Here is an 18,308-nt window from a genome sequence, read left to right on the forward strand (position 1 = left end):
AGTTATGAGAAAGAGTAAGTTCGCTTTGCTGTCGCTGTCCTTCCTGATGGCGTCCTGCGTCGGCGCCCAGACCCCGCCAACCACGGACCAGATCAAGAAGCTCATCGAACCGCGCCTGGGCATGAACGTCAAGGTCGATTCGGTCACCGAAACGCCGTACAGCGGCTTGTACGAAGTCCGCATCGGCAATGACATTCTGTACACCGACAAAACGGCGACCTACGTATTCAATGGCTATGTGTTCAATGTGACGACGGGCGCCAACCTGACCCGCGAGCGCATCGACGAAATCAACAAGATCAAATTCTCCGACCTGCCACTGGACAAGGCCATCAAGTCCGTCAAGGGCGACGGCTCGCGCGTGATCGCGGTGTTTGAAGATCCTAACTGCGGCTATTGCAAGCGTCTGCGGCAGACGACGCTCAAAGAGACCGACAACGTCACCATCTACACCTTCATGTACAACATCTTGTCGGATGACTCCTTCGTCAAATCGAAGAACATCTGGTGCTCGCCAGACCGTGCCAAGGCATGGGATGACTGGATGATCGGCGGTAAACCCGCTGTCGTCGCCGCAGAATCCTGCGCGTCGCCAAACGAGGAAGTGCTGGCGCTGGGCCGCAAGCTGGGCATCTCCGGCACGCCGGCGATCTTCTTTGCCGACGGTTCGCGCATCCCTGGCGCGATCGACACCAAGACCCTGGAAGAAAAGCTGAACAAGACCAAGCAGTAAAAAAGCTGTACCACCGCAGTCCAAAACGGGAGACTTGAATGATCACTTTGAACATCAATGGGAAAGATGTACAGGTAGACGCCGATCCGTCGACGCCTATCCTGTGGGCCTTGCGCGATAACCTGAATATGACCGGGACCAAGTTCGGCTGCGGCATGGCGCTATGCGGCGCCTGCACGGTGCACCTGGCCGGTCAGCCTATCCGTTCGTGCGTGACGCCGATTTCGGCGGCCGAAGGCCAGAAGATCACCACCATCGAAGCGATGGAGAACGACAAGGTCGGCAAGGCCGTGCAGGAAGCCTGGGTCAAGATCGACGTGCCGCAATGCGGCTACTGTCAGAGTGGCCAGATCATGAGTGCGACAGCGCTGCTGCGCACCAACAAAAATCCTTCCGACGCGGACATCGATAACGCCATGAGCGGCAATATCTGCCGATGTGGCACGTATCAGCGCATCCGCACCGCCATCAAAGACGCTGCCAAAGCGATAGCCTGAGGAGACCACCATGCGTATCGAATGGCTTAATCAAGGTACTATCGCCAGCGCATCGTTCTCTGGCATGTCGCGCCGCAGTTTTATGAAAGCGGGCGCTGTCGCGGGCGGCGGCCTGGTGCTGGGCTTCGTCATGCCGGGTGCGGGCCGCTTTGCCAATGCGCAGCAGCCGCCGGCCAAGGTGTATGAACCGAACGCTTTCCTGCACATTGCACCGGACAATACGGTGACGGTGCAGGTCAACCGTCTGGAGTTTGGCCAGGGCGTTCAGACTTCGCTGCCGATGCTGATTGCGGAGGAGCTGGAGGCGGACTGGTCGCAAGTACGCGGCGCGCTGGCGCCAGCTGGCGATCAGTATAAAGACCCGGCGTTCGGCATTCAGATCACTGGCGGCTCGGGCAGCATCGCACACTCCTTCACGCAGTACCGCGAGATCGGCGCCAAGGCGCGCGCCATGCTGATTGCGGCGGCGGCCGAGCAGTGGAAGGTGCCGGCTGATCAGATCAAGACCGTCAAGGGCACGCTGATTGGTCCTGCCGGTCAGAAGGCGACCTATGGCGCCATGGCGGATGCCGCCATGAAGCAGCCGGTGCCCGCCACCGTCAAGCTCAAAGATCCCAAAGACTTCACCATCATCGGTAAACCGGTCAAGCGCCTGGATGCGCGCGCCAAGTCGACCGGCAAGCAGCAGTTCGGCATGGACTTCAAAGCGCCGGACAGCAAGGTCGCGGTGGTGGCGCGTCCGCCCGTATTTGGCGCCAAGGTGGCCAAGTTCGATGCCAGCAAGGCCAAGGCCATCAAGGGCGTGATCGATGTGCTGGAAGTGAAGACCGATCGTGGCGGTAGCGGCGTGGTGGTTATCGCCGATGGCTACTGGCCTGCCAAGACTGGCCGTGAAGCGCTGGCCATTGAGTGGGATACCAGCGGTGTCGAAAAAGTCAGCAGCGACAAGCAGCTGGCCGAGTACAAGGCGCTGTCGCAAAAGCCGGGCAATGTGGTGCGCGCTGCCGACACCTCCAAGCTGGCTGGCGCGGCGAAGAAAATCTCTGCGGTCTATGAATTCCCGTATCTGGCGCACGCGCCGATGGAGCCGCTGAATTGCGTGGTCGATCTGCGCAAGGATGGCTGCACCGTATGGGCCGGCTCGCAGTTCCAGACCGTGGACCAGGGCGCGATTGCCGCTACCGCCGGTCTGAAGCCGGAGCAGGTGGTGCTGAATACCATGATGGCTGGCGGCGGCTTTGGCCGCCGCGCGGTGCCGACCTCGGACTATCTGGTGGAAGCGGTCAACATCGCCAAGGTCTGGCAGGCTGCTGGCCACAAGGAGCCGGTGAAAGTCATCTGGAGCCGCGAGGATGATATCAAGGGCGGCTACTACCGTCCGTCGCATGTGCACCGCGCGAACATTGGCGTCGATGCCAAGGGCGACATCGTGGCGTGGGATCACGTCATCGTTGGCCAATCCATCGTCAGCGGCACCATGTTTGAACCGATGATGGTCAAGAACGGTGTTGATGCGACCATGGTTGAAGGCATGGGCGAGCCGTATGAAGTGCCGCTGAACCTGAGCGCGCATTCGGTCAAGACCAATGTGCCGGTGTTGTGGTGGCGCTCCGTCGGCTCGACCCACACGGCATTTGTGATGGAAACCCTGATCGATGAAGCGGCACATGCCGCCAAAATGGATCCGGTGGCCTATCGCAAAAAGCTGCTGGGCGAGAAGGGCAAGCGCCACCTCGCTGCATTGGAGCTGGCGGTCGCCAAGTCGGGCTACGGCAAGAAGGCGCTGCCGAAAGGCCAGGCCTATGGCGTGGCCGTGCACGAGTCCTTCAACACTGTGATTGCTTATGTGGTGGTGGCCTCGGTGAAAAACGGCCAGCCCAAACTGCACAAGGTCACGGCCGGCGTTCACTGCAACCTGGCGGTCAACCCGCTGACCATCGAAGCGCAGATTCAGGGCGCGGCGCTGATGGGCCTCGGCATGACGCTGCCGGGAGCGGCCATCACGCTCAAGGACGGCGTGGTCGAGCAGCAGAACTTCAGCGACTACACCGTGGCGCGCATGACCGATATGCCGAAGATCGACGTGTACATCGTGCCGTCGACCGATGCGCCTACCGGCATGGGAGAACCCGGCCTGCCGCCACTGGCGCCGGCCTTCGCCAACGCACTGTTCAAATTGACCGGCAAGCGCCTGCGCAAACTGCCGTTCGATCTGGCCAGCGCCTGAGCTGGATGGCGCTAACTGGCATCCTGCTCGCAGCCGGACGTGGTCGACGTTTCGATCCGTCCGGCGTTCAGAATAAACTGCTGCAAACGCTGGCGAACGGTGAGACAGTCATCGCCGCCAGCGCAAAGAATATGCTGGCCGCGCTGCCGCGTGTGCTGGCCGTGGTCCGTCCCGGCGACGACAAGGTCGCCGCGCTGCTGGGCAGCCTGCGTTGCGAAGTGCGCGTGTGCGCCGATGCTGACCTGGGCATGGCAGAATCGCTGACGACCGCCATCGAATTTACCAAGGGCGCCGAAGGGTGGCTGATCGGTCTGGGCGACATGCCCCACGTTCAGCCGGACACCATGCGCGCATTGGTCGCTACAATAGAGCGTGGCGCGCGCATTGCGGCGCCTGTGTATGAAGGACGGCGCGGTAATCCGGTCGCCTTCAGCGCTTATCACTTGCCGTTGCTGCTGGCGCTGGAAGGCGACCAGGGCGCGCGCGCGATTTTAAAAAGCCATGCGGTGAGCGAAGTGGTGGTCGATGATGTCGGCGTGATACGCGACATCGACACACCGGGCGATCTGTAGACAGGACTGAAGATGAAAAAACCGAATAAAAACCAGGCGGCGATCGCCTATACCATCGTGGGCCACGACCTGGCCGCGCACTTGTTCCATGTCTCGGTGACGGTGGCTGCGCCTTCTGAACTGGGCCAGATTTTCGCGCTGCCGGCCTGGATCCCGGGCAGCTATATGATCCGCGAGTTTTCGCGCAATATCGTCCGTATCCGCGCCGAGTCCAAGGGCGAAGCGGTCGAGCTGACCAAGCTGGATAAGCATTCCTGGCAGGCCGCGCCGCTGGCCGACCGCAACGCCGCGCTGACCGTGCATTACGAGGTCTACGCCTGGGATTTGTCGGTGCGCGCTGCGCATCTGGACCAGAATCATGGCTTCTACAATGGCACTAGCGTGTTCCTGCGCGTGTTCGGCCAGGAAGACCAGCCGCATGTGGTGGATATCCAGCGCCCAGCCGACGAAGCTGCGGCCAACTGGCGCGTTGCCACCTCATTGCCTGAGCTGAAAGCGAAACGTTATGGTTATGGCACGTATATCGCGTCCAATTACGATGAGCTGATCGACCATCCGGTGGAGCAGGGCGACTTTGCGCTGGCCACGTTCAAGGCGCACGGCATCCCGCACGACGTGGTCATCACCGGCCATGTGCCGAATCTGGACCTGGCGCGCCTGAGCGCCGACCTGAAGAAAATCTGCGAAACCCAGATCGCCTTCTTTGAGCCGAAAACCAAAAAAGCGCCGATGGACCGCTACGTGTTCATGACCATGGCGGTGGGCGACGGTTACGGCGGCCTGGAGCATCGCGCCTCGACCGCGCTGATTTGCGCCCGCGCAGACCTGCCGAGCACCGCGTCCAAGAGCAGGGAAATCAGCGACGGCTACTTGCAATACCTGGGCCTGTGCAGCCACGAATATTTCCATACCTGGAACGTCAAACGCATCAAACCGGCTGTGTTTGCGCCATATAACCTGCAAGTCGAGAATTATTCTCCGCTGCTGTGGTTGTTTGAAGGCTTTACCAGTTACTACGATGATTTGATGCTGGTGCGCGCCGGTATTATCGCTGAACCGGCATATTTCAAATTGCTGGGTAAAACCGTCGGCAGCGTATTGCGTGGCGCCGGCCGTACCAAGCAGAGTGTGGCGGATTCGAGTTTTGACGCCTGGGGTAAATACTATCGCCAGGATGAAAATGCACCGAATTCCATCGTCAGTTATTACACCAAAGGTTCTTTAATTGGCCTGGCGCTGGATTTAAGTATTCGTGCGAAAACCGGCGGTAAAAAATCGCTGGATGATGTAATGCGTGCTTTGTGGCAGCGTTATGGTCGCGATTTTTATACAGGCGGCGGCCGTGGCGTGACGCCAGCCGAAGCTGAAGCATTGTTTGATGAAATCAGCGGTGGCCGTTTCAAGGCATTCTTCGATAAATATATCCGTGGTACTGAGGATTTGCCGCTGGCTAAATTGCTGGCGCCATTTGGCGTTAAATACAGTGACGAGCGTAAGTCGTCGAAACCGAGTTTTGATGCCAATCTGGGCCGCGATGGCAATGACTGCAAACTGAATGCTGTCCATGAGAATGGCGCAGCCCATCAAGCTGGTCTGTCGGCTGGCGATATTCTGATTGCCGTAGATGGCCTGCGGGTTACTGCCACCAATCTGGATAATCTGCTGTCACGTTACGGGGTTGGTGACACGGTCCAGGTGATGGCTTTCCGTCGTGACGAATTAATGAGCTTCGATTTAACCCTGCAGGGTGATCGCGTTCCGGGCATTACCTTGAGCCTGGATTCTTCTGCCAAGAAATCTTCCGGTCCATTGCGTCCAAGCGCAAGCCGCTGATTTTTCATCTCAAAAAGGCCGCTTCGCTCTGACGCGGCCTTTTTTTGCCCCTGATTCATGCCAGTTTTTAGCACGTAATAGCCAACAACCAGCATGTAAGCCGGTAATTCACCGCCGCGTCAAATTTGTGGTTTAGAATCGTAGCAAACCGTAAATTGTAGACCGGGACGCCAGTGATATTGCTCGACCCCACCACCGTAATTGTTATGGCAACGCTCATGGCCGGCGCGATGAGTGTCGTCCTGTATTCTGCCTATTTGAGTTTTCCCAAGGAGATTCAGGGAATGCGGGAATGGGCGTTGGGCTTGGTGTTGCTGGTAGCTGGCGCCATTTTCTTTAGCCTGCGCGGCAATTCCTATATTCCAGCGCTGTGCGCGAATGCGGTATTAATCTGGGGCCTGGGATTAACCCTGATCGGTACCGAGAAATTTTACGAACAGCCGCAGTCCTGGTATTTATTCCATGGCGTCTGGCTGGCAGGCATGTCGGGCGTTACTTATTGGATGGTTGTTGAGCCTCATTTCAGCGCCCGCGTCGCTACATTTTCTTATCTGGTATTTATATTTTATGCTCGTCAGATTTATTTAATCTGGAAATATGGCGAAGCGCACTTTTCCACGCGCTTTTTTGGCGTATTGATGGCGTTCCAGGCGCTGGTGGTATTGACCCGCGGTTTGCTGGCCACGCTGCATGGCGAATCGCATGTTAATCTGCTGGCGATTGGTCCGTTCCAGAGTATTTATCTGGCCACCGCCCATTTCATGATATTGATGATGACGGTTGGTTTCATGACGGTTTGTACGCGTCGCCTGCAAACCATATTGGAGCGCCGTTCTACGCTGGACCCGCTGACGCAGGTATTAAACCGTCGTGGATTTGCCGATATTTATACCAAAGAGCATGCCTTGATGCGCCGCGAAGGCACGTTTATGACCATGCTGAATATCGATATCGATTACTTCAAGAAAATCAACGACTGGCATGGCCATGCGGTTGGTGATCGCGTGCTGATTGATGTGGCCGATGTTATCGGCAAAGCGTTGCGTGTTTCCGACCACGTGGCCCGTTTTGGCGGTGAAGAATTCGTGGTGCTGCTGCCCGCCACCGGCCTGGACCGGGCGCTGCACATCACCGAGCGTATCCAGTCGGCGCTGCGCCAGCCGCGCGACGGCGTGCCAAATTACACCGTCAGCATCGGTGTCGCGTGCCAGACCAGCCCGGAAGAAAGCCTGGATGGCATTCTGATCCGTGCTGACAAGGCAATGTATTGCGCAAAGGAAAGAGGACGCGACCGTATCGAGATCGCGCCGGATGCCATCGTGGCGATGGTCGCCGCCCGGGCTTAGTTGCTTAGCTGAAAAGACGGGCCAGTTCGGCGCCCGGATCTGGCGCGCGCATGAAAGCTTCGCCGACCAGGAAGGCGTGCACGTTGGCGTCGCGCATGGTTTTGACGTCGGCCGGTGCCAGAATGCCGGATTCGGTGATGACCAGCTTGTCCGCAGGCATGCGGTCCAGCAGGCCCAGGGTATTTTGCAGCGATACCTCAAAAGTCCGCAAATTGCGGTTATTGACGCCAAGCAGACGGGTTTTCAGCTTTAAGGCGGCCGTCAGTTCGTCGCCGTCGTGGGTTTCCACCAGGACGTCCATGCCCAGTTCATGGGCCACCGCTTCCATTTCCGCCATCAGGCCATGGTCCAGCGCCGAGACGATGAGCAGGATCGCGTCGGCGCCCATCGCACGGGCTTCGTAGATCTGGTAAATGTCGATCATGAAGTCCTTGCGCAGCACTGGCAACGAGCAGGCGGCGCGCGCCTGCTGCAGATACGCCACCGAACCCTGGAAGAACTGCTCGTCGGTCAGCACCGACAGGCACGCGGAGCCATTGGCTTCGTAAGTCGCGGCGATGTCGGCCGGGCGGAAGTCGGCGCGGATGACGCCTTTCGATGGCGATGCCTTCTTGATTTCAGTGATCACGCCTGCATGGCCGGCATCGATCTTGGCCCGCAGGCTGGCTTCAAAGCCGCGCAGGCCGGCGCGCAGCTCGGCATTGGATTCCACGTCGTCGCGCAGGCTGGCAAAGCTGCGGTACTTTTTTGCGGCCGCCACTTCATCAGCTTTGACCGCGAGGATTTTGTTCAGAATGTCAGACATGATTAATGTTGCTCCGAGAGGGCGAGGCGCACACCGAGGGCCAGGAACAGGCCGCCCATGGTACGGTTCAGCCACAGCGATACGCGTGGCTTGATCTTCAGGCGCGCACTGGCAAAGGCCGTGAACAGCGCCAGACCGTGGCAGTACAGCATGCCGTTAAAGTTGAAGATGCTGCCCAGGATGAGGAAGGCCAGCGGCTTGTTGCTGGAACCGGCCGAGATAAATTGCGGCACAAACGCCAAAAAGAACAGCGCCACTTTGGGATTCAGCACATTGGTCAGGAAACCCTGGAAGAAGATTTTGCGCCAGGCCAGCGGCTGGGCAGCGCGCGCCGCCAGCTCGGTGGACGCTGCTTCGTCGGCTTCGTTGCGCAGTTTTGCACGCAGCATGCCGATGCCCATGTAGATAATGTAGGCTGCACCGATCCATTTCACGACCGTGAATGCGGCGGCGGACGTCGACAATACCGCCGACAGACCGAGTGCCGCCGCACAGATGTGGACCATGGTGCCGGCACCGATGCCCAGCGCGGCCGCCGAGCCGGCACGCCAGCCCTGGGTAGCGCTGCGCGTCATGATGAGCAGTGAGTCGGGACCGGGCATGATGTTCAGCAGCAGGCCCGAGATGATGAACAGCGTCAGGTCGTGGATGCCGAACATGGTCAGTTCCCCCGGCCGAGCAACTGCGTCACTTCGACAAACTGTTCGATCTTGCGCAGTGCCGCGCCAGAGGTAATTGCTTCACGCGCGCGCTTGAGGCCATCTTCAATCGAGCTGGCCACGCCAGCCGCGTACAGCGCGGTCGCCGCATTGAGCGCCACGATATCGTAAGCCGCACCTGGCTCGCCGCGCAGCGCTTCCATCATGCGCGCTTTGGATTCGGTGGCGTCGGCCACGCGCAGGTTGCGGCTGGCGATCATCTGCATGCCGAAATCTTCCGGATGAATTTCGTATTCGCGGATCTCGCCATTCACCAGCTCACCGACCAGGGTCGATGCGCCCAGCGACACTTCGTCCATATTGTCTTTGCCGTAGACCACGATGGCATGTTGCGCGCCAAGGCGCTGCAGCACGCGCACCTGGATACCCACCAGGTCAGCGTGGAATACGCCCATCAGGATATTCGGTGCACCGGCCGGGTTGGTCAGCGGTCCCAGAATATTGAAGATGGAGCGCACGCCCAGTTCTTTGCGCACTGGCGCCACATGCTTCATGGCGGCATGGTGGTTGGGGGCGAACATGAAGCCGATGCCGGTCTGTGCGATCGACTGCGCAATCTGCTCTGGCTTCAGGTTGATATTCGCGCCCAGCGATTCAATCACATCCGCGCTGCCGGACGATGACGACACACTGCGGCCGCCATGCTTGGCCACGCGCGCGCCTGCTGCGGCGGCCACAAACATCGCGGTGGTGGAGATATTGAACGTGTGTGCGCCATCGCCGCCGGTGCCGACGATATCCAGCAGGCCGGTGGTGTCGGCCATCGGCACCTTGGTGGAAAATTCGCGCATGACCGTCGCGGCGGCGGCGATTTCGCCGATGGTTTCTTTTTTCACGCGCAGGCCCATGGTCAGGGCCGCGACCATGGTCGGGGACATTTCGCCGGACATGATCTGGCGGAACAGGTGCAGCATCTCGTCGTGGAAAATCTCGCGGTGTTCGATGCAGCGTACCAGTGCTTCTTGATGGGTGATAGGCATGGCGTTTCCTTAATCAGCGTACGAGGAAGTTCTTCAACAGTTGATGGCCGTGTTCGGACAGGATGGACTCAGGGTGGAACTGCACACCCTCGATGTCGTATTCCTTGTGCCGCACGCCCATGATTTCACCGTCGTCGGTCCATGCCGTCACTTCCAGGCAGGACGGCAGCGAGCTACGCTCGATGGCCAACGAGTGATATCGGATCACTGTGAAGGGAGAGGGCAGATTTTTGAAAACGCCCACGCCCGTATGCGCGATTAAAGAAGTTTTGCCATGCATGACCTGCTTGGCGCGGATTACCTTGCCGCCGAACGCTTCGCCAATGGCCTGGTGGCCAAGGCACACGCCCAGTATCGGTTTCTTGCCGGCGAAGTGCTTGAGCACTTCAATCGAAATACCAGCTTGCGCAGGATCTTTCGGTCCTGGCGAAATGCAGATGTGGTCCGGGTTCAGCGCTTCGATCTCCGCAATCGTGATTTCATCATTGCGGTAGACGCGCACGTCTTCACCCAGTTCGCCAAAGTACTGCACGATGTTGTAGGTGAAGGAGTCGTAGTTGTCGATCATCAGCAGCATATTAGAACTCCCCATCCAGACCATCTTGCACTTGCTCGGCAGCGCGCAGCACAGCGCGCGCCTTGTGTTCAGTTTCCTGATATTCCATTTCGGCGATGGAGTCGGCGACGATGCCGGCGGCGGCCTGCACATACAGATTGCCGTTCTTGATCACGCCAGTACGAATCGCAATCGCCACGTCCATCTCGCCGCCAAACGACAGGTAGCCGCAGGCGCCGCCGTAGATGCCGCGCTTGGAGATTTCCAGTTCGTCGATGACTTCCATGGCGCGCACTTTCGGCGCACCGGTCAGCGTACCGGCCGGGAAGGTGGCACGCAGCACGTCCAGGTTGGACAGGCCTTCTTTGAGCTTGCCTTCAACGTTGGAGACGATGTGCTGCACGTGCGAATATTTTTCGATGACCAGGCGGTCGGTCACCTTGACGCTGCCGATCTCGGAAATGCGGCCCAGGTCATTGCGCGCCAGGTCAATCAGCATCACGTGTTCGGCGATTTCTTTTTGGTCGGACAGCAGCTCCTTGGCCAGTTCGGCATCGCGCTCCGGCGTGGCGCCGCGTGGGCGGGTGCCGGCGATAGGACGCAGCGTGACTTTCTTCTCGCCGTCCGCGGCCGTCTCGTTACGCACCAGGATCTCTGGCGAGGCGCCGACGATCTGCATGTCGCCGAAATTGTAGAAGTACATATACGGCGACGGGTTCAGCGAACGCAGTGCGCGGTACAGGCTCAGTGGCGAATCCACATAAGGCTTGCGGATGCGCTGGCCGATCTGCACCTGCATCAGGTCACCGGCCAGCACGTATTCATGCGCCTTGGCGACGGCCTTCAGATAGTCTTCTTTCGGGAATTCGCGTACGGCTTCAGTGCGCACCGAGGAGCTGGTGACCGGCGCTTCCACGCCACGGCGCAGCATGATGCGCAGGTCTTTCAGGCGCTGGCGTGCTTTCGAGTAGGACTCGGGCTGCGTGGTGTCGGCATAGACGATCAGATATAGCTTGCCGCTCAGGTTATCGATGACGGCCAGTTCTTCGGTCACCATCAGCTGGATATCGGGCAGGCCCAGGTCATCTTTCGGCTGGCTGTTGGCCAGCGTTTTCTCGATATGGCGCACGGTGTCGTAGCCGAAGTAGCCGGCCAGGCCACCGCAGAAACGCGGCATGCCCGGACGGATGGCGACTTTAAAGCGCTGCTGGTAAGCCTCGATGAAATCCAGCGGATTGCCTTCGTGGGTCTCGATCACCGTGCCGTTCTTGACGATCTCGGTGCGGTTGCCAAAGGTGCGCAGCACCGTGTTGGCGGGCAGGCCGATGAAAGAGTAACGGCCGAAACGCTCGCCGCCGACGACCGACTCCAGCAGGAAGGTGTTCTTGCCGGCGTTCTGGGTCTGGGCCAGTTTCAGGTACAGTGTGAGCGGGGTTTCGAGATCGGCAAAAGCTTCCGCGATCAGGGGAATACGGTTGTAGCCATCCGTGGCCAACGATTTGAATTCGAGTTCGGTCATGTGTGCTCTCCATGCCGCCGGAAAAAGGAGGAGGTTCCAGCGGTGGTGGGTTCAAAAAACCTGTCGCGCGCAAGCGGGCGGACGACAGCAATCAGTGCGGCTTAGTTTTGCCAGGATTGCCAGCGTCGCCACAGCCAGGCCTCAATCGAGCCTGGTTGGTTGACGTTGTGTTTTTTGGTGAGAGACGACATGTTGGTCAGTTGTTCAGCTATTGGTTTGATGTGAACGAATCAGGCTAGCCGCTTCTAGCAGCGTGGCTACTATACCATCGGAATCGGTTTCGTGTATAGATTCTCCGTGATTGTAACCATAAGGCACGGTGAGCACCGGGCAACCCGCAGCCCGTGCGGCTTGCGCGTCATTCGAGGAGTCGCCAATCGCCACCACCTGCGATGGCGGCAGGTCGAAATCGGCGCACACGGTTTGCAGCGGCAGCGGGTCCGGTTTCTTGCGCGGCAGCGAGTCGCCGCCGTAGACCACCTCAAAGAACTGGTCCAGGCCTTTGAGTTTCAGCAGCGGCGTGGTGAAGCTGATCGGCTTGTTGGTGACGCAGGCCAGGCGCAGGCCGTTGGCCTTCATCGCGCTCAGGCCTTGCAGCACGTCCGGGAACAGCGTGCTGTGATTGCCGTTAATGGCCAGGTAGTTGCGCTGGTAGGCGTCCATCGCCTGTTCGAACGCGGCGTCAACGCGCTGCGCGTCCCAGTCCAGCGCCAGGACGGCGCGGATCAGGTTTTCCGAGCCCTTGCCGACCATCAGGGCGATCTGCTCCTGGGTGATCGGTGCGAGGCCCAGTTCGGCGCGCATGCTGTTGATCGCGACGTGGAAGTCGGGGATCGTGTCCAGCATGGTGCCGTCGAGGTCAATGATTGCGGCGCGTACGCCTGCCAGCACGCTCATCGGCTTAAACCTTGGCCAGGTTGGCGCGCATGGCGTCGATCACGGCCTTGTAGTCTGGCTGGCCGAAGATGGCCGAGCCGGCGACGAAGGTGTCGGCGCCCGCAGCAGCGGCGGCGGCGATGTTGTCGATCTTGATGCCGCCATCGACTTCCAGCAGGATGTCGCGGCCGGATTCGTCGATGAGGCGGCGTGCTTCAGCGATTTTCTTGAGCACCTGTGGAATGAAGGACTGGCCGCCGAAGCCTGGGTTGACCGACATAATCAGGATCATGTCGATCTTGTCCATCACATGTTCCAGGTAGCTCAGCGGGGTAGCCGGGTTGAAGACCAGGCCGGCTTTGCAGCCGTGGTCGCGGATCAGTTGCAGCGAACGGTCGATATGGTCCGACGCTTCCGGGTGGAAGGTGATGATGTTGGCGCCGGCCTTGGCGAAGTCCGGAATGATGCGGTCGACCGGCTTGACCATCAGGTGCACATCGATAGGCACATCCACGTGCGGACGGATTGCCTGGCACACCAGCGGGCCGATGGTCAGGTTGGGAACATAATGGTTGTCCATCACGTCAAAGTGGATGATGTCGGCGCCGGCGCTAACGACGTTGCGGACTTCTTCACCCAGGCGGGCGAAATCGGCGGACAAAATGCTGGGAGCGATGCGGAAGGTGGTCATGGCGTTGGGCTGGCAATAAAAAAAGATGCGTTATTTTACGCTGGTCCGGGCCGCTGCGCCCGTTTTCAGACGCGCCGTCCTTGCATACAGGGCGGATTTGCGGTGCAATGGACATCTGACGATATACAATCGCCAAGTTTACTTTTTAGCCAGCCTTAAGGAACGTCGATGTCCACTTATGAATTTACTGTGTCGGTCAGAACGCAGTACCTGCCGGAACAGTCGGACCCGGAACGCACGAATTTCGTGTTTACGTACTCGATCACGATCAAAAACACGGGCACGGTGGCAGCGCAGCTGATCTCGCGCCATTGGATCATCACCGACGCGAACAACCATATTGAAGAAGTGCGCGGCCTGGGCGTCGTCGGCCACCAGCCACTGCTGGCGCCGGGCGAGCAGTTTGAATACACCAGCGGCGCCGCGCTGCAAACGCCGCAAGGCTCCATGGTCGGTGAATATTTCTGCGTGGCCGAAGACGGTCACCAGTTCGAAGTCAAGATTCCGGAATTCGTGCTGTCGCTGCCACGCACCCTGCACTGATTACTTCTTCCCCTTCATGGTCCACCAGACGATGAATACCAGCAGGAAGAACGCCACGCCCGCCTCAACCATCAATAGCCACATAGTTATCCTTTTATGTCTTTAACACGCCGTAGTCTACTCGTTCCACTGAGCGCCGTCGCGCTCGCGCTTGCTGCCTGTACTTCCGCTCCGCTGCCGCCTGAAAAGCCGGCCCAGCCGCCGGTGCAGCCGCCACCGCCAGTACAGCCACCGGTGCAGCCGCCGACACTGCCGGCCCAGCCAGCCAAACCAGCCACATTGCAGATGGTGCCAGCCACCTTCGCTGCGCTGCCAGGCTGGGACAAGGATGATCTGCGCGCCGCCTGGCCGGCGTTTATGTCGTCATGCACGGTGCTCATCAAGCAGCCCACATGGAAGGAGGCGTGCACCATCGCCCGCACCGTCAACGCCAGTGATGAACGCGCGATTCGCACCTTCTTTGAAGCTTTCATGGAGCCCAACCAGGTCATCGCGCCGGATGGCGCCACCGATGGCCTGATTACCGGCTACTACGAGCCGCTGCTGCGTGGTTCGCGCAAAAAGGGCGGCGCCTATCAGACGCCGCTATATAAAGTGCCGGACGATATGGTCACAATTGACCTGGCCGGCGTGTATCCCGAGCTCAAAGGCATGCGCCTGCGCGGCAAGGTGGTGGGCAAGAAGGTGATTCCTTACTCGACCCGCGCGGAGATTGAATCTGCCAATTTCACGGGCAAGGAATTGCTGTGGGTGGATGACGCGGTGGAGTCCTTCTTCCTGCAGGTGCAGGGCTCGGGCCGGGTGCAGCTGGATAATGGCGACACCGTGCGTGTGGCCTATGCAGACCAGAACGGCCATCCCTATAAATCCATCGGCAAGTATCTGGTGGAGAAAAACGAGCTGACGCTGGAACAGGCGTCGGCGCAGGGCATCAAGTCGTGGATCGCCGGTCATCCAACCCGCATGCAAGAGCTGTTCAATGTGAACCCGAGCTATGTGTTCTTCAAGGAAGAGCGCTTGCCGGACCCGAAAGTCGGGCCGAAAGGCTCGCTGGGTGTGGCGCTGACGCCGCAGCGCTCCGTCGCGATTGACGCAACCCAGTTGCCGCAGGGCGCGCCCGTATTCCTGTCTACCACCCAGCCGAACAGCGACATTCCGTTGCAGCGGCTGGTCATGGCGCAGGACACGGGCGGGGCGATTCGTGGCGCCATCCGGGTCGATTACTTCTTCGGCTTTGGCGCCGAAGCGGCCGAAAATGCGGGCCGCATGAAGCAGCGCGGCAGCATCTGGGTGCTGCTGCCGAAGAAGTTTTAATGAAGTACCAGCACGGGCAGCGAGGTGTGCGACAGCACGCTTTGGGTTTCGCTGCCCAATAGCAGTTTGCTCAAGCCGGTTCGGCCGTGCGATGCCATGACGATCAGGTCGCAGCCATATTTTTTGGCGGCCTGGACGATCTCGTCGGCGGGATTGGTCGATGTCGCCACGATGCCTTCAAATGGCACACCGGCGGCGCTGGCTGCAGCTGCCACCTTGTTAATGTGGTCGCGTGCCGTGCTTTGCATCTGTACTTCATATTGGCCGGCGTCGAGCACGGCGGCGCCGTCGCCGAGCGTCGGCATGAGCATGGGTTGTATCACCGTCACGGCAGTAATGCGTGATTGATGCAACCTGGCGAATTCCATCACCGTCGCAGTTACTTTCTCTGATAAATCGGAACCGTCGGTAGGGAAAAGTATGGATTTGAACATGGCTGACTCCTGTCGATGAACACTGGAGCCAGCCTACTGGCTACTCAGCTTTTCTGGCGCACGGATGGCGAAAACGCCAACAAAAGCATGAGCACCATGCTGCCGGCCGCAACGCAGGCCAGTCCGGTGCGAATGCTGAAATGCTCGCCGAGGTAGCCGGCCGACAGCGCGCCGACCGGCGCAATCGCCACGGTCAGAAAACGCATGGTGGACACCATGCGCCCCAGGTAGGCATCCGGCGTGACCTTCTGGCGCAGCGTGGTGTAGGGCATCAGGAATAGCATCACGCCACAGTCCAGGAAGAAAGACATGGCGGCGCAGGCCATTGCACTGGCCAGCGGGTAGCCGAACAGATTGGCGGGAATCAGCGGCGTCATCGTATACGCAAACGCGCACAGGCCGACGCCGATCAGCATGGCGCCGGTGGGGCCGTAGCGCTGGACCAGTGGTTTCAGCATCAGCGAACTGACCAGCACGCCGATGCCGCCGACCATTTGCGCCACGCCCAGCATGCCGGCGCTCATGCCCAACTCGCGCGTCGCGAAAATCACGTGCAATGCGGCAAAACCGTAAAACAGCATATGCCACAGACCGGAGGCCCAGGCCAGCGCGCGCAGCAGGGGATGGGTCCAGATAAAGCGCAGGCCGTCCAGAATATCGCGCAAGGGATGCTTGTTGGAGGGCGGCGGTTTGGGATCGTTGGCTTTCAGATTGCGCAGCAGGCCGATGGATACGATAAAACCGCAGGCATTCAGCAGCACCGCATAGGGCGCGGTCAGCCATTGAATCAGCACGCCGGCCAGTCCGGGCGCCAGCAGGCGCGAGCCGGAATCGGTGGCGGCGAACTTGGACTGGGCGTCAGTCAGCTTGTCGCGGCCAATCAGATTGGTCAGGAAGACCTGTTCGGCGCCGCCGCCCACCACGCTGCATGAGCCATTGATGAAGGACACCGCATACATCCAGTGCACCGACAGCACGCCCAGCCACCACGCCAGCGGGATGCTGGCCAGCGACAGCGCCTGGATGGCTTTGCTTGCTAAAAGAATGGGCAGCTTGCGGTTGCGGTCGAGGAATACACCGGCCGGCAAGCCCAGCAGCGCAAACGGCAGGGCTGCGGCCGCGCCCATCGTACCCATCTGCGCGGGCGAGGCTTTGAGCATTAATACGGCGCATAGCGGAATCGCCAGCGCGCTGACGTAGCTGCCAAAACCGTTGAGGATGGCGCTGGCCCAGTAGCGGCGGAAATCGCCGTTGCGCAGCAGTTCGTCGTTGCGGAAGGAGTTAAAAATGGGAAGCTCTTTGGTGCGGATTGCCGAATTTCAATCATACCAGTGACAGGGATAGGCGCTACAATCGATGAGTCATATTTCACTCTGGAGGAGCAACCATGCAGTATGAAGACCTGATCGTAGAAGTGCACGACAAAGTAGCCCTGATCCGTCTGAACCGTCCCAAGGCTCTGAATGCGCTGAACGACCGCATGATGAACGAGCTGGGCGATGCCTTATATAAGTTCGACGCGGATCCCGCCATCGGCTGCATCGTGCTGACCGGCAGCGAGAAAGCCTTTGCGGCGGGCGCCGATATCGCGGCCATGGTGGACTACACCTATCCAGATACCTATCGCGACAACTATATAGGCCGCAACTGGGAACATATCCTGCGCGTGCGTAAGCCAGTGGTGGGCGCGGTGGCCGGCTTTGCGCTGGGCGGTGGCTGTGAACTGGCGATGATGTGCGACTTTCTGGTCGCGGCGGACAGCGCCAAGTTCGGCCAGCCGGAAATCAAGGTCGGCGTGGTGCCGGGCGCCGGCGGCACGCAGCGCCTGCCGCGCGCGATCGGCAAGGCCAAGGCCATGGACATGCTGCTGACCGCGCGCACCATTGATGCGGCCGAGGCTGAGCGCATCGGTCTGGTGTCGCGCGTGATCCCGGCGGACAAGCTGATTGAGGAAGTGCTGGCGATCGCGAAGCAGATCGCTTCGATGTCGACTTCGGTTGCGATGCAGATCAAGGATTCGGTCAACCGCGCCTTTGAAACCACGCTGTCGGAAGGTGTGACGTATGAGCGCCGTCTGTTCCAGGCAGCGTTCGGCACGCCTGCGCAAAAAGAAGGCATGCAGGCTTTCCTCGAAAAGCGCTTGCCAAACTTCGAAGGTCTTTGATATGATTCTGTCCCTCGCAAGACAACGCAGACGCTGCAAAGCGAAAACGAAGAAAAGCGAGGGGTTGACGAGATGTACGAAATGCTTCATAATCTCGCTTCTGTGCTGATGAACAAAACGCTTCTTCAGCTAGCAACACAAGATGATCTTTAAAAATCAACAGTCGATAAGTGTGGGTATTTGATGCAGTGCACGCGGAACTTCGGTTCCGCGAAACTAAAAGCATTAAATGCTCAACAAGAAATAAACAGTAGTAATACTGTCAGTATTTTGAGTGAGCGAACCATCCCCAGAAAACAGAATAAAACAGAGATTAAACTAAAGAGTTTGATCCTGGCTCAGATTGAACGCTGGCGGCATGCCTTACACATGCAAGTCGAACGGCAGCACGGAGCTTGCTCTGGTGGCGAGTGGCGAACGGGTGAGTAAAATATCGGAACGTACCCAGGAGTGGGGGATAACGTAGCGAAAGTTACGCTAATACCGCATACGTCCTAAG

At 59.3% G+C, this 18,308-nt stretch carries 18 protein-coding genes and 1 rRNA gene; 10 read left to right on the top strand and 9 right to left on the bottom strand.

Annotated elements, in window-relative coordinates; all coding sequences use genetic code 11:
* Positions 1 to 4 precede the first annotated feature (4 nt).
* From BUA36_RS19875 to BUA36_RS19900, 6 genes are all read left to right on the top strand, one after another.
* On the top strand, positions 5 to 733 hold the full coding sequence (locus tag BUA36_RS19875) for a DsbC family protein (RefSeq protein ID WP_072787051.1): 729 nt from the start codon (positions 5 to 7) through the stop codon (positions 731 to 733).
* A 38-nt stretch (positions 734 to 771) separates the two neighbouring features.
* Positions 772 to 1,230 (top strand): (2Fe-2S)-binding protein, encoded by a 459-nt coding sequence (locus BUA36_RS19880; RefSeq protein WP_072787052.1) that lies wholly within the window; start codon positions 772 to 774, stop codon positions 1,228 to 1,230.
* A gap of 10 nt (positions 1,231 to 1,240) precedes the next feature.
* Positions 1,241 to 3,457, top strand: a complete 2,217-nt coding sequence (locus BUA36_RS19885) for a xanthine dehydrogenase family protein molybdopterin-binding subunit (protein WP_072787053.1) — start codon at positions 1,241 to 1,243, stop codon at positions 3,455 to 3,457.
* A 5-nt stretch (positions 3,458 to 3,462) separates the two neighbouring features.
* On the top strand, positions 3,463 to 4,029 hold the full coding sequence (locus BUA36_RS19890; protein ID WP_072787054.1) for a nucleotidyltransferase family protein: 567 nt from the start codon (positions 3,463 to 3,465) through the stop codon (positions 4,027 to 4,029).
* Between the two features lie 12 nt (positions 4,030 to 4,041).
* Complete coding sequence (locus tag BUA36_RS19895; protein WP_072787055.1) at positions 4,042 to 5,862, top strand: M61 family metallopeptidase; 1,821 nt, start codon at positions 4,042 to 4,044, stop codon at positions 5,860 to 5,862.
* A gap of 206 nt (positions 5,863 to 6,068) precedes the next feature.
* Entirely contained in the window at positions 6,069 to 7,208 is a 1,140-nt protein-coding gene (locus BUA36_RS19900) for a GGDEF domain-containing protein (RefSeq protein WP_072787056.1), read from the top strand.
* A 4-nt stretch (positions 7,209 to 7,212) separates the two neighbouring features.
* On the opposite strand, the gene trpC is transcribed toward BUA36_RS19900, so the two are convergent.
* The 7 genes from trpC to rpe form a co-directional block, all read right to left on the bottom strand.
* Complete coding sequence (gene trpC / locus BUA36_RS19905) at positions 7,213 to 8,013, bottom strand: indole-3-glycerol phosphate synthase TrpC (protein ID WP_072787057.1); 801 nt, start codon at positions 8,011 to 8,013, stop codon at positions 7,213 to 7,215.
* A gap of 2 nt (positions 8,014 to 8,015) precedes the next feature.
* Entirely contained in the window at positions 8,016 to 8,672 is a 657-nt protein-coding gene (locus tag BUA36_RS19910) for a LysE family translocator (RefSeq protein WP_072787058.1), read from the bottom strand.
* Positions 8,673 to 8,674: 2 nt separating this feature from the next.
* On the bottom strand, positions 8,675 to 9,712 hold the full coding sequence (gene trpD, locus BUA36_RS19915) for an anthranilate phosphoribosyltransferase (RefSeq protein WP_072787059.1): 1,038 nt from the start codon (positions 9,710 to 9,712) through the stop codon (positions 8,675 to 8,677).
* Positions 9,713 to 9,725: 13 nt separating this feature from the next.
* On the bottom strand, positions 9,726 to 10,289 hold the full coding sequence (locus tag BUA36_RS19920) for an anthranilate synthase component II (protein ID WP_072787060.1): 564 nt from the start codon (positions 10,287 to 10,289) through the stop codon (positions 9,726 to 9,728).
* Between the two features lies 1 nt (position 10,290).
* Positions 10,291 to 11,787, bottom strand: coding sequence for an anthranilate synthase component I (gene trpE / locus BUA36_RS19925; protein ID WP_072787061.1), 1,497 nt, complete (start codon positions 11,785 to 11,787; stop codon positions 10,291 to 10,293).
* Between the two features lie 204 nt (positions 11,788 to 11,991).
* Complete coding sequence (locus tag BUA36_RS19930; protein ID WP_072787062.1) at positions 11,992 to 12,684, bottom strand: phosphoglycolate phosphatase; 693 nt, start codon at positions 12,682 to 12,684, stop codon at positions 11,992 to 11,994.
* A gap of 4 nt (positions 12,685 to 12,688) precedes the next feature.
* Positions 12,689 to 13,354, bottom strand: coding sequence for a ribulose-phosphate 3-epimerase (rpe, locus tag BUA36_RS19935; protein ID WP_072787063.1), 666 nt, complete (start codon positions 13,352 to 13,354; stop codon positions 12,689 to 12,691).
* Between the two features lie 168 nt (positions 13,355 to 13,522).
* On the opposite strand from rpe, the gene apaG reads away from it, so the two are divergent.
* Both apaG and mltA read left to right on the top strand, forming a co-directional pair.
* Positions 13,523 to 13,897, top strand: coding sequence for a Co2+/Mg2+ efflux facilitator ApaG/CorD (gene apaG / locus BUA36_RS19940; protein ID WP_072787064.1), 375 nt, complete (start codon positions 13,523 to 13,525; stop codon positions 13,895 to 13,897).
* Between the two features lie 96 nt (positions 13,898 to 13,993).
* Positions 13,994 to 15,211: a murein transglycosylase A gene (gene mltA / locus BUA36_RS19945; protein WP_072787065.1), complete on the top strand. Its 1,218-nt coding sequence runs from the start codon at positions 13,994 to 13,996 to the stop codon at positions 15,209 to 15,211.
* Here the strand turns inward: mltA and BUA36_RS19950 are convergent.
* Entirely contained in the window at positions 15,208 to 15,645 is a 438-nt protein-coding gene (locus tag BUA36_RS19950) for a universal stress protein (protein ID WP_072787066.1), read from the bottom strand. The genes mltA and BUA36_RS19950 overlap by 4 nt on opposite strands.
* Before the next feature lie 44 nt (positions 15,646 to 15,689).
* Entirely contained in the window at positions 15,690 to 16,955 is a 1,266-nt protein-coding gene (locus BUA36_RS19955; RefSeq protein ID WP_229255765.1) for an MFS transporter, read from the bottom strand.
* A gap of 77 nt (positions 16,956 to 17,032) precedes the next feature.
* Here BUA36_RS19955 and BUA36_RS19960 point away from each other — a divergent pair, with 77 nt between their 5' ends.
* Together BUA36_RS19960 and BUA36_RS19965 are read left to right on the top strand one after the other, a co-directional pair.
* The gene (locus BUA36_RS19960) at positions 17,033 to 17,809 is read left to right on the top strand and encodes an enoyl-CoA hydratase (protein WP_072787068.1); all 777 of its coding nucleotides are present in this window, start codon (positions 17,033 to 17,035) and stop codon (positions 17,807 to 17,809) included.
* 315 nt (positions 17,810 to 18,124) lie between these two features.
* Positions 18,125 to 18,308 (top strand): 16S ribosomal RNA (locus BUA36_RS19965); the annotation flags it as partial.

Origin of the sequence: Duganella sacchari, assembly GCF_900143065.1 — a bacterium.
GTDB classification, from domain to species: Bacteria; Pseudomonadota; Gammaproteobacteria; order Burkholderiales; family Burkholderiaceae_D; genus Rugamonas; species Rugamonas sacchari.

Excerpts from the sequence above, each read along its gene's own strand:
- BUA36_RS19875 (WP_072787051.1), top strand. The coding sequence starts at position 5 with ATGAGAAAGAGTAAGTTCGCTTTGCTGTCGCTGTCCTTCCTGATGGCG.
- BUA36_RS19880 (WP_072787052.1), top strand. The coding sequence starts at position 772 with ATGATCACTTTGAACATCAATGGGAAAGATGTACAGGTAGACGCCGAT.
- BUA36_RS19885 (WP_072787053.1), top strand. The coding sequence starts at position 1,241 with ATGCGTATCGAATGGCTTAATCAAGGTACTATCGCCAGCGCATCGTTC.
- BUA36_RS19890 (WP_072787054.1), top strand. The coding sequence starts at position 3,463 with ATGGCGCTAACTGGCATCCTGCTCGCAGCCGGACGTGGTCGACGTTTC.
- BUA36_RS19895 (WP_072787055.1), top strand. The coding sequence starts at position 4,042 with ATGAAAAAACCGAATAAAAACCAGGCGGCGATCGCCTATACCATCGTG.
- BUA36_RS19900 (WP_072787056.1), top strand. The coding sequence starts at position 6,069 with ATGGCAACGCTCATGGCCGGCGCGATGAGTGTCGTCCTGTATTCTGCC.
- trpC (WP_072787057.1), bottom strand. The coding sequence starts at position 8,013 with ATGTCTGACATTCTGAACAAAATCCTCGCGGTCAAAGCTGATGAAGTG.
- BUA36_RS19910 (WP_072787058.1), bottom strand. The coding sequence starts at position 8,672 with ATGTTCGGCATCCACGACCTGACGCTGTTCATCATCTCGGGCCTGCTG.
- trpD (WP_072787059.1), bottom strand. The coding sequence starts at position 9,712 with ATGCCTATCACCCATCAAGAAGCACTGGTACGCTGCATCGAACACCGC.
- BUA36_RS19920 (WP_072787060.1), bottom strand. The coding sequence starts at position 10,289 with ATGCTGCTGATGATCGACAACTACGACTCCTTCACCTACAACATCGTG.
- trpE (WP_072787061.1), bottom strand. The coding sequence starts at position 11,787 with ATGACCGAACTCGAATTCAAATCGTTGGCCACGGATGGCTACAACCGT.
- BUA36_RS19930 (WP_072787062.1), bottom strand. The coding sequence starts at position 12,684 with ATGAGCGTGCTGGCAGGCGTACGCGCCGCAATCATTGACCTCGACGGC.
- rpe (WP_072787063.1), bottom strand. The coding sequence starts at position 13,354 with ATGACCACCTTCCGCATCGCTCCCAGCATTTTGTCCGCCGATTTCGCC.
- apaG (WP_072787064.1), top strand. The coding sequence starts at position 13,523 with ATGTCCACTTATGAATTTACTGTGTCGGTCAGAACGCAGTACCTGCCG.
- mltA (WP_072787065.1), top strand. The coding sequence starts at position 13,994 with ATGTCTTTAACACGCCGTAGTCTACTCGTTCCACTGAGCGCCGTCGCG.
- BUA36_RS19950 (WP_072787066.1), bottom strand. The coding sequence starts at position 15,645 with ATGTTCAAATCCATACTTTTCCCTACCGACGGTTCCGATTTATCAGAG.
- BUA36_RS19960 (WP_072787068.1), top strand. The coding sequence starts at position 17,033 with ATGCAGTATGAAGACCTGATCGTAGAAGTGCACGACAAAGTAGCCCTG.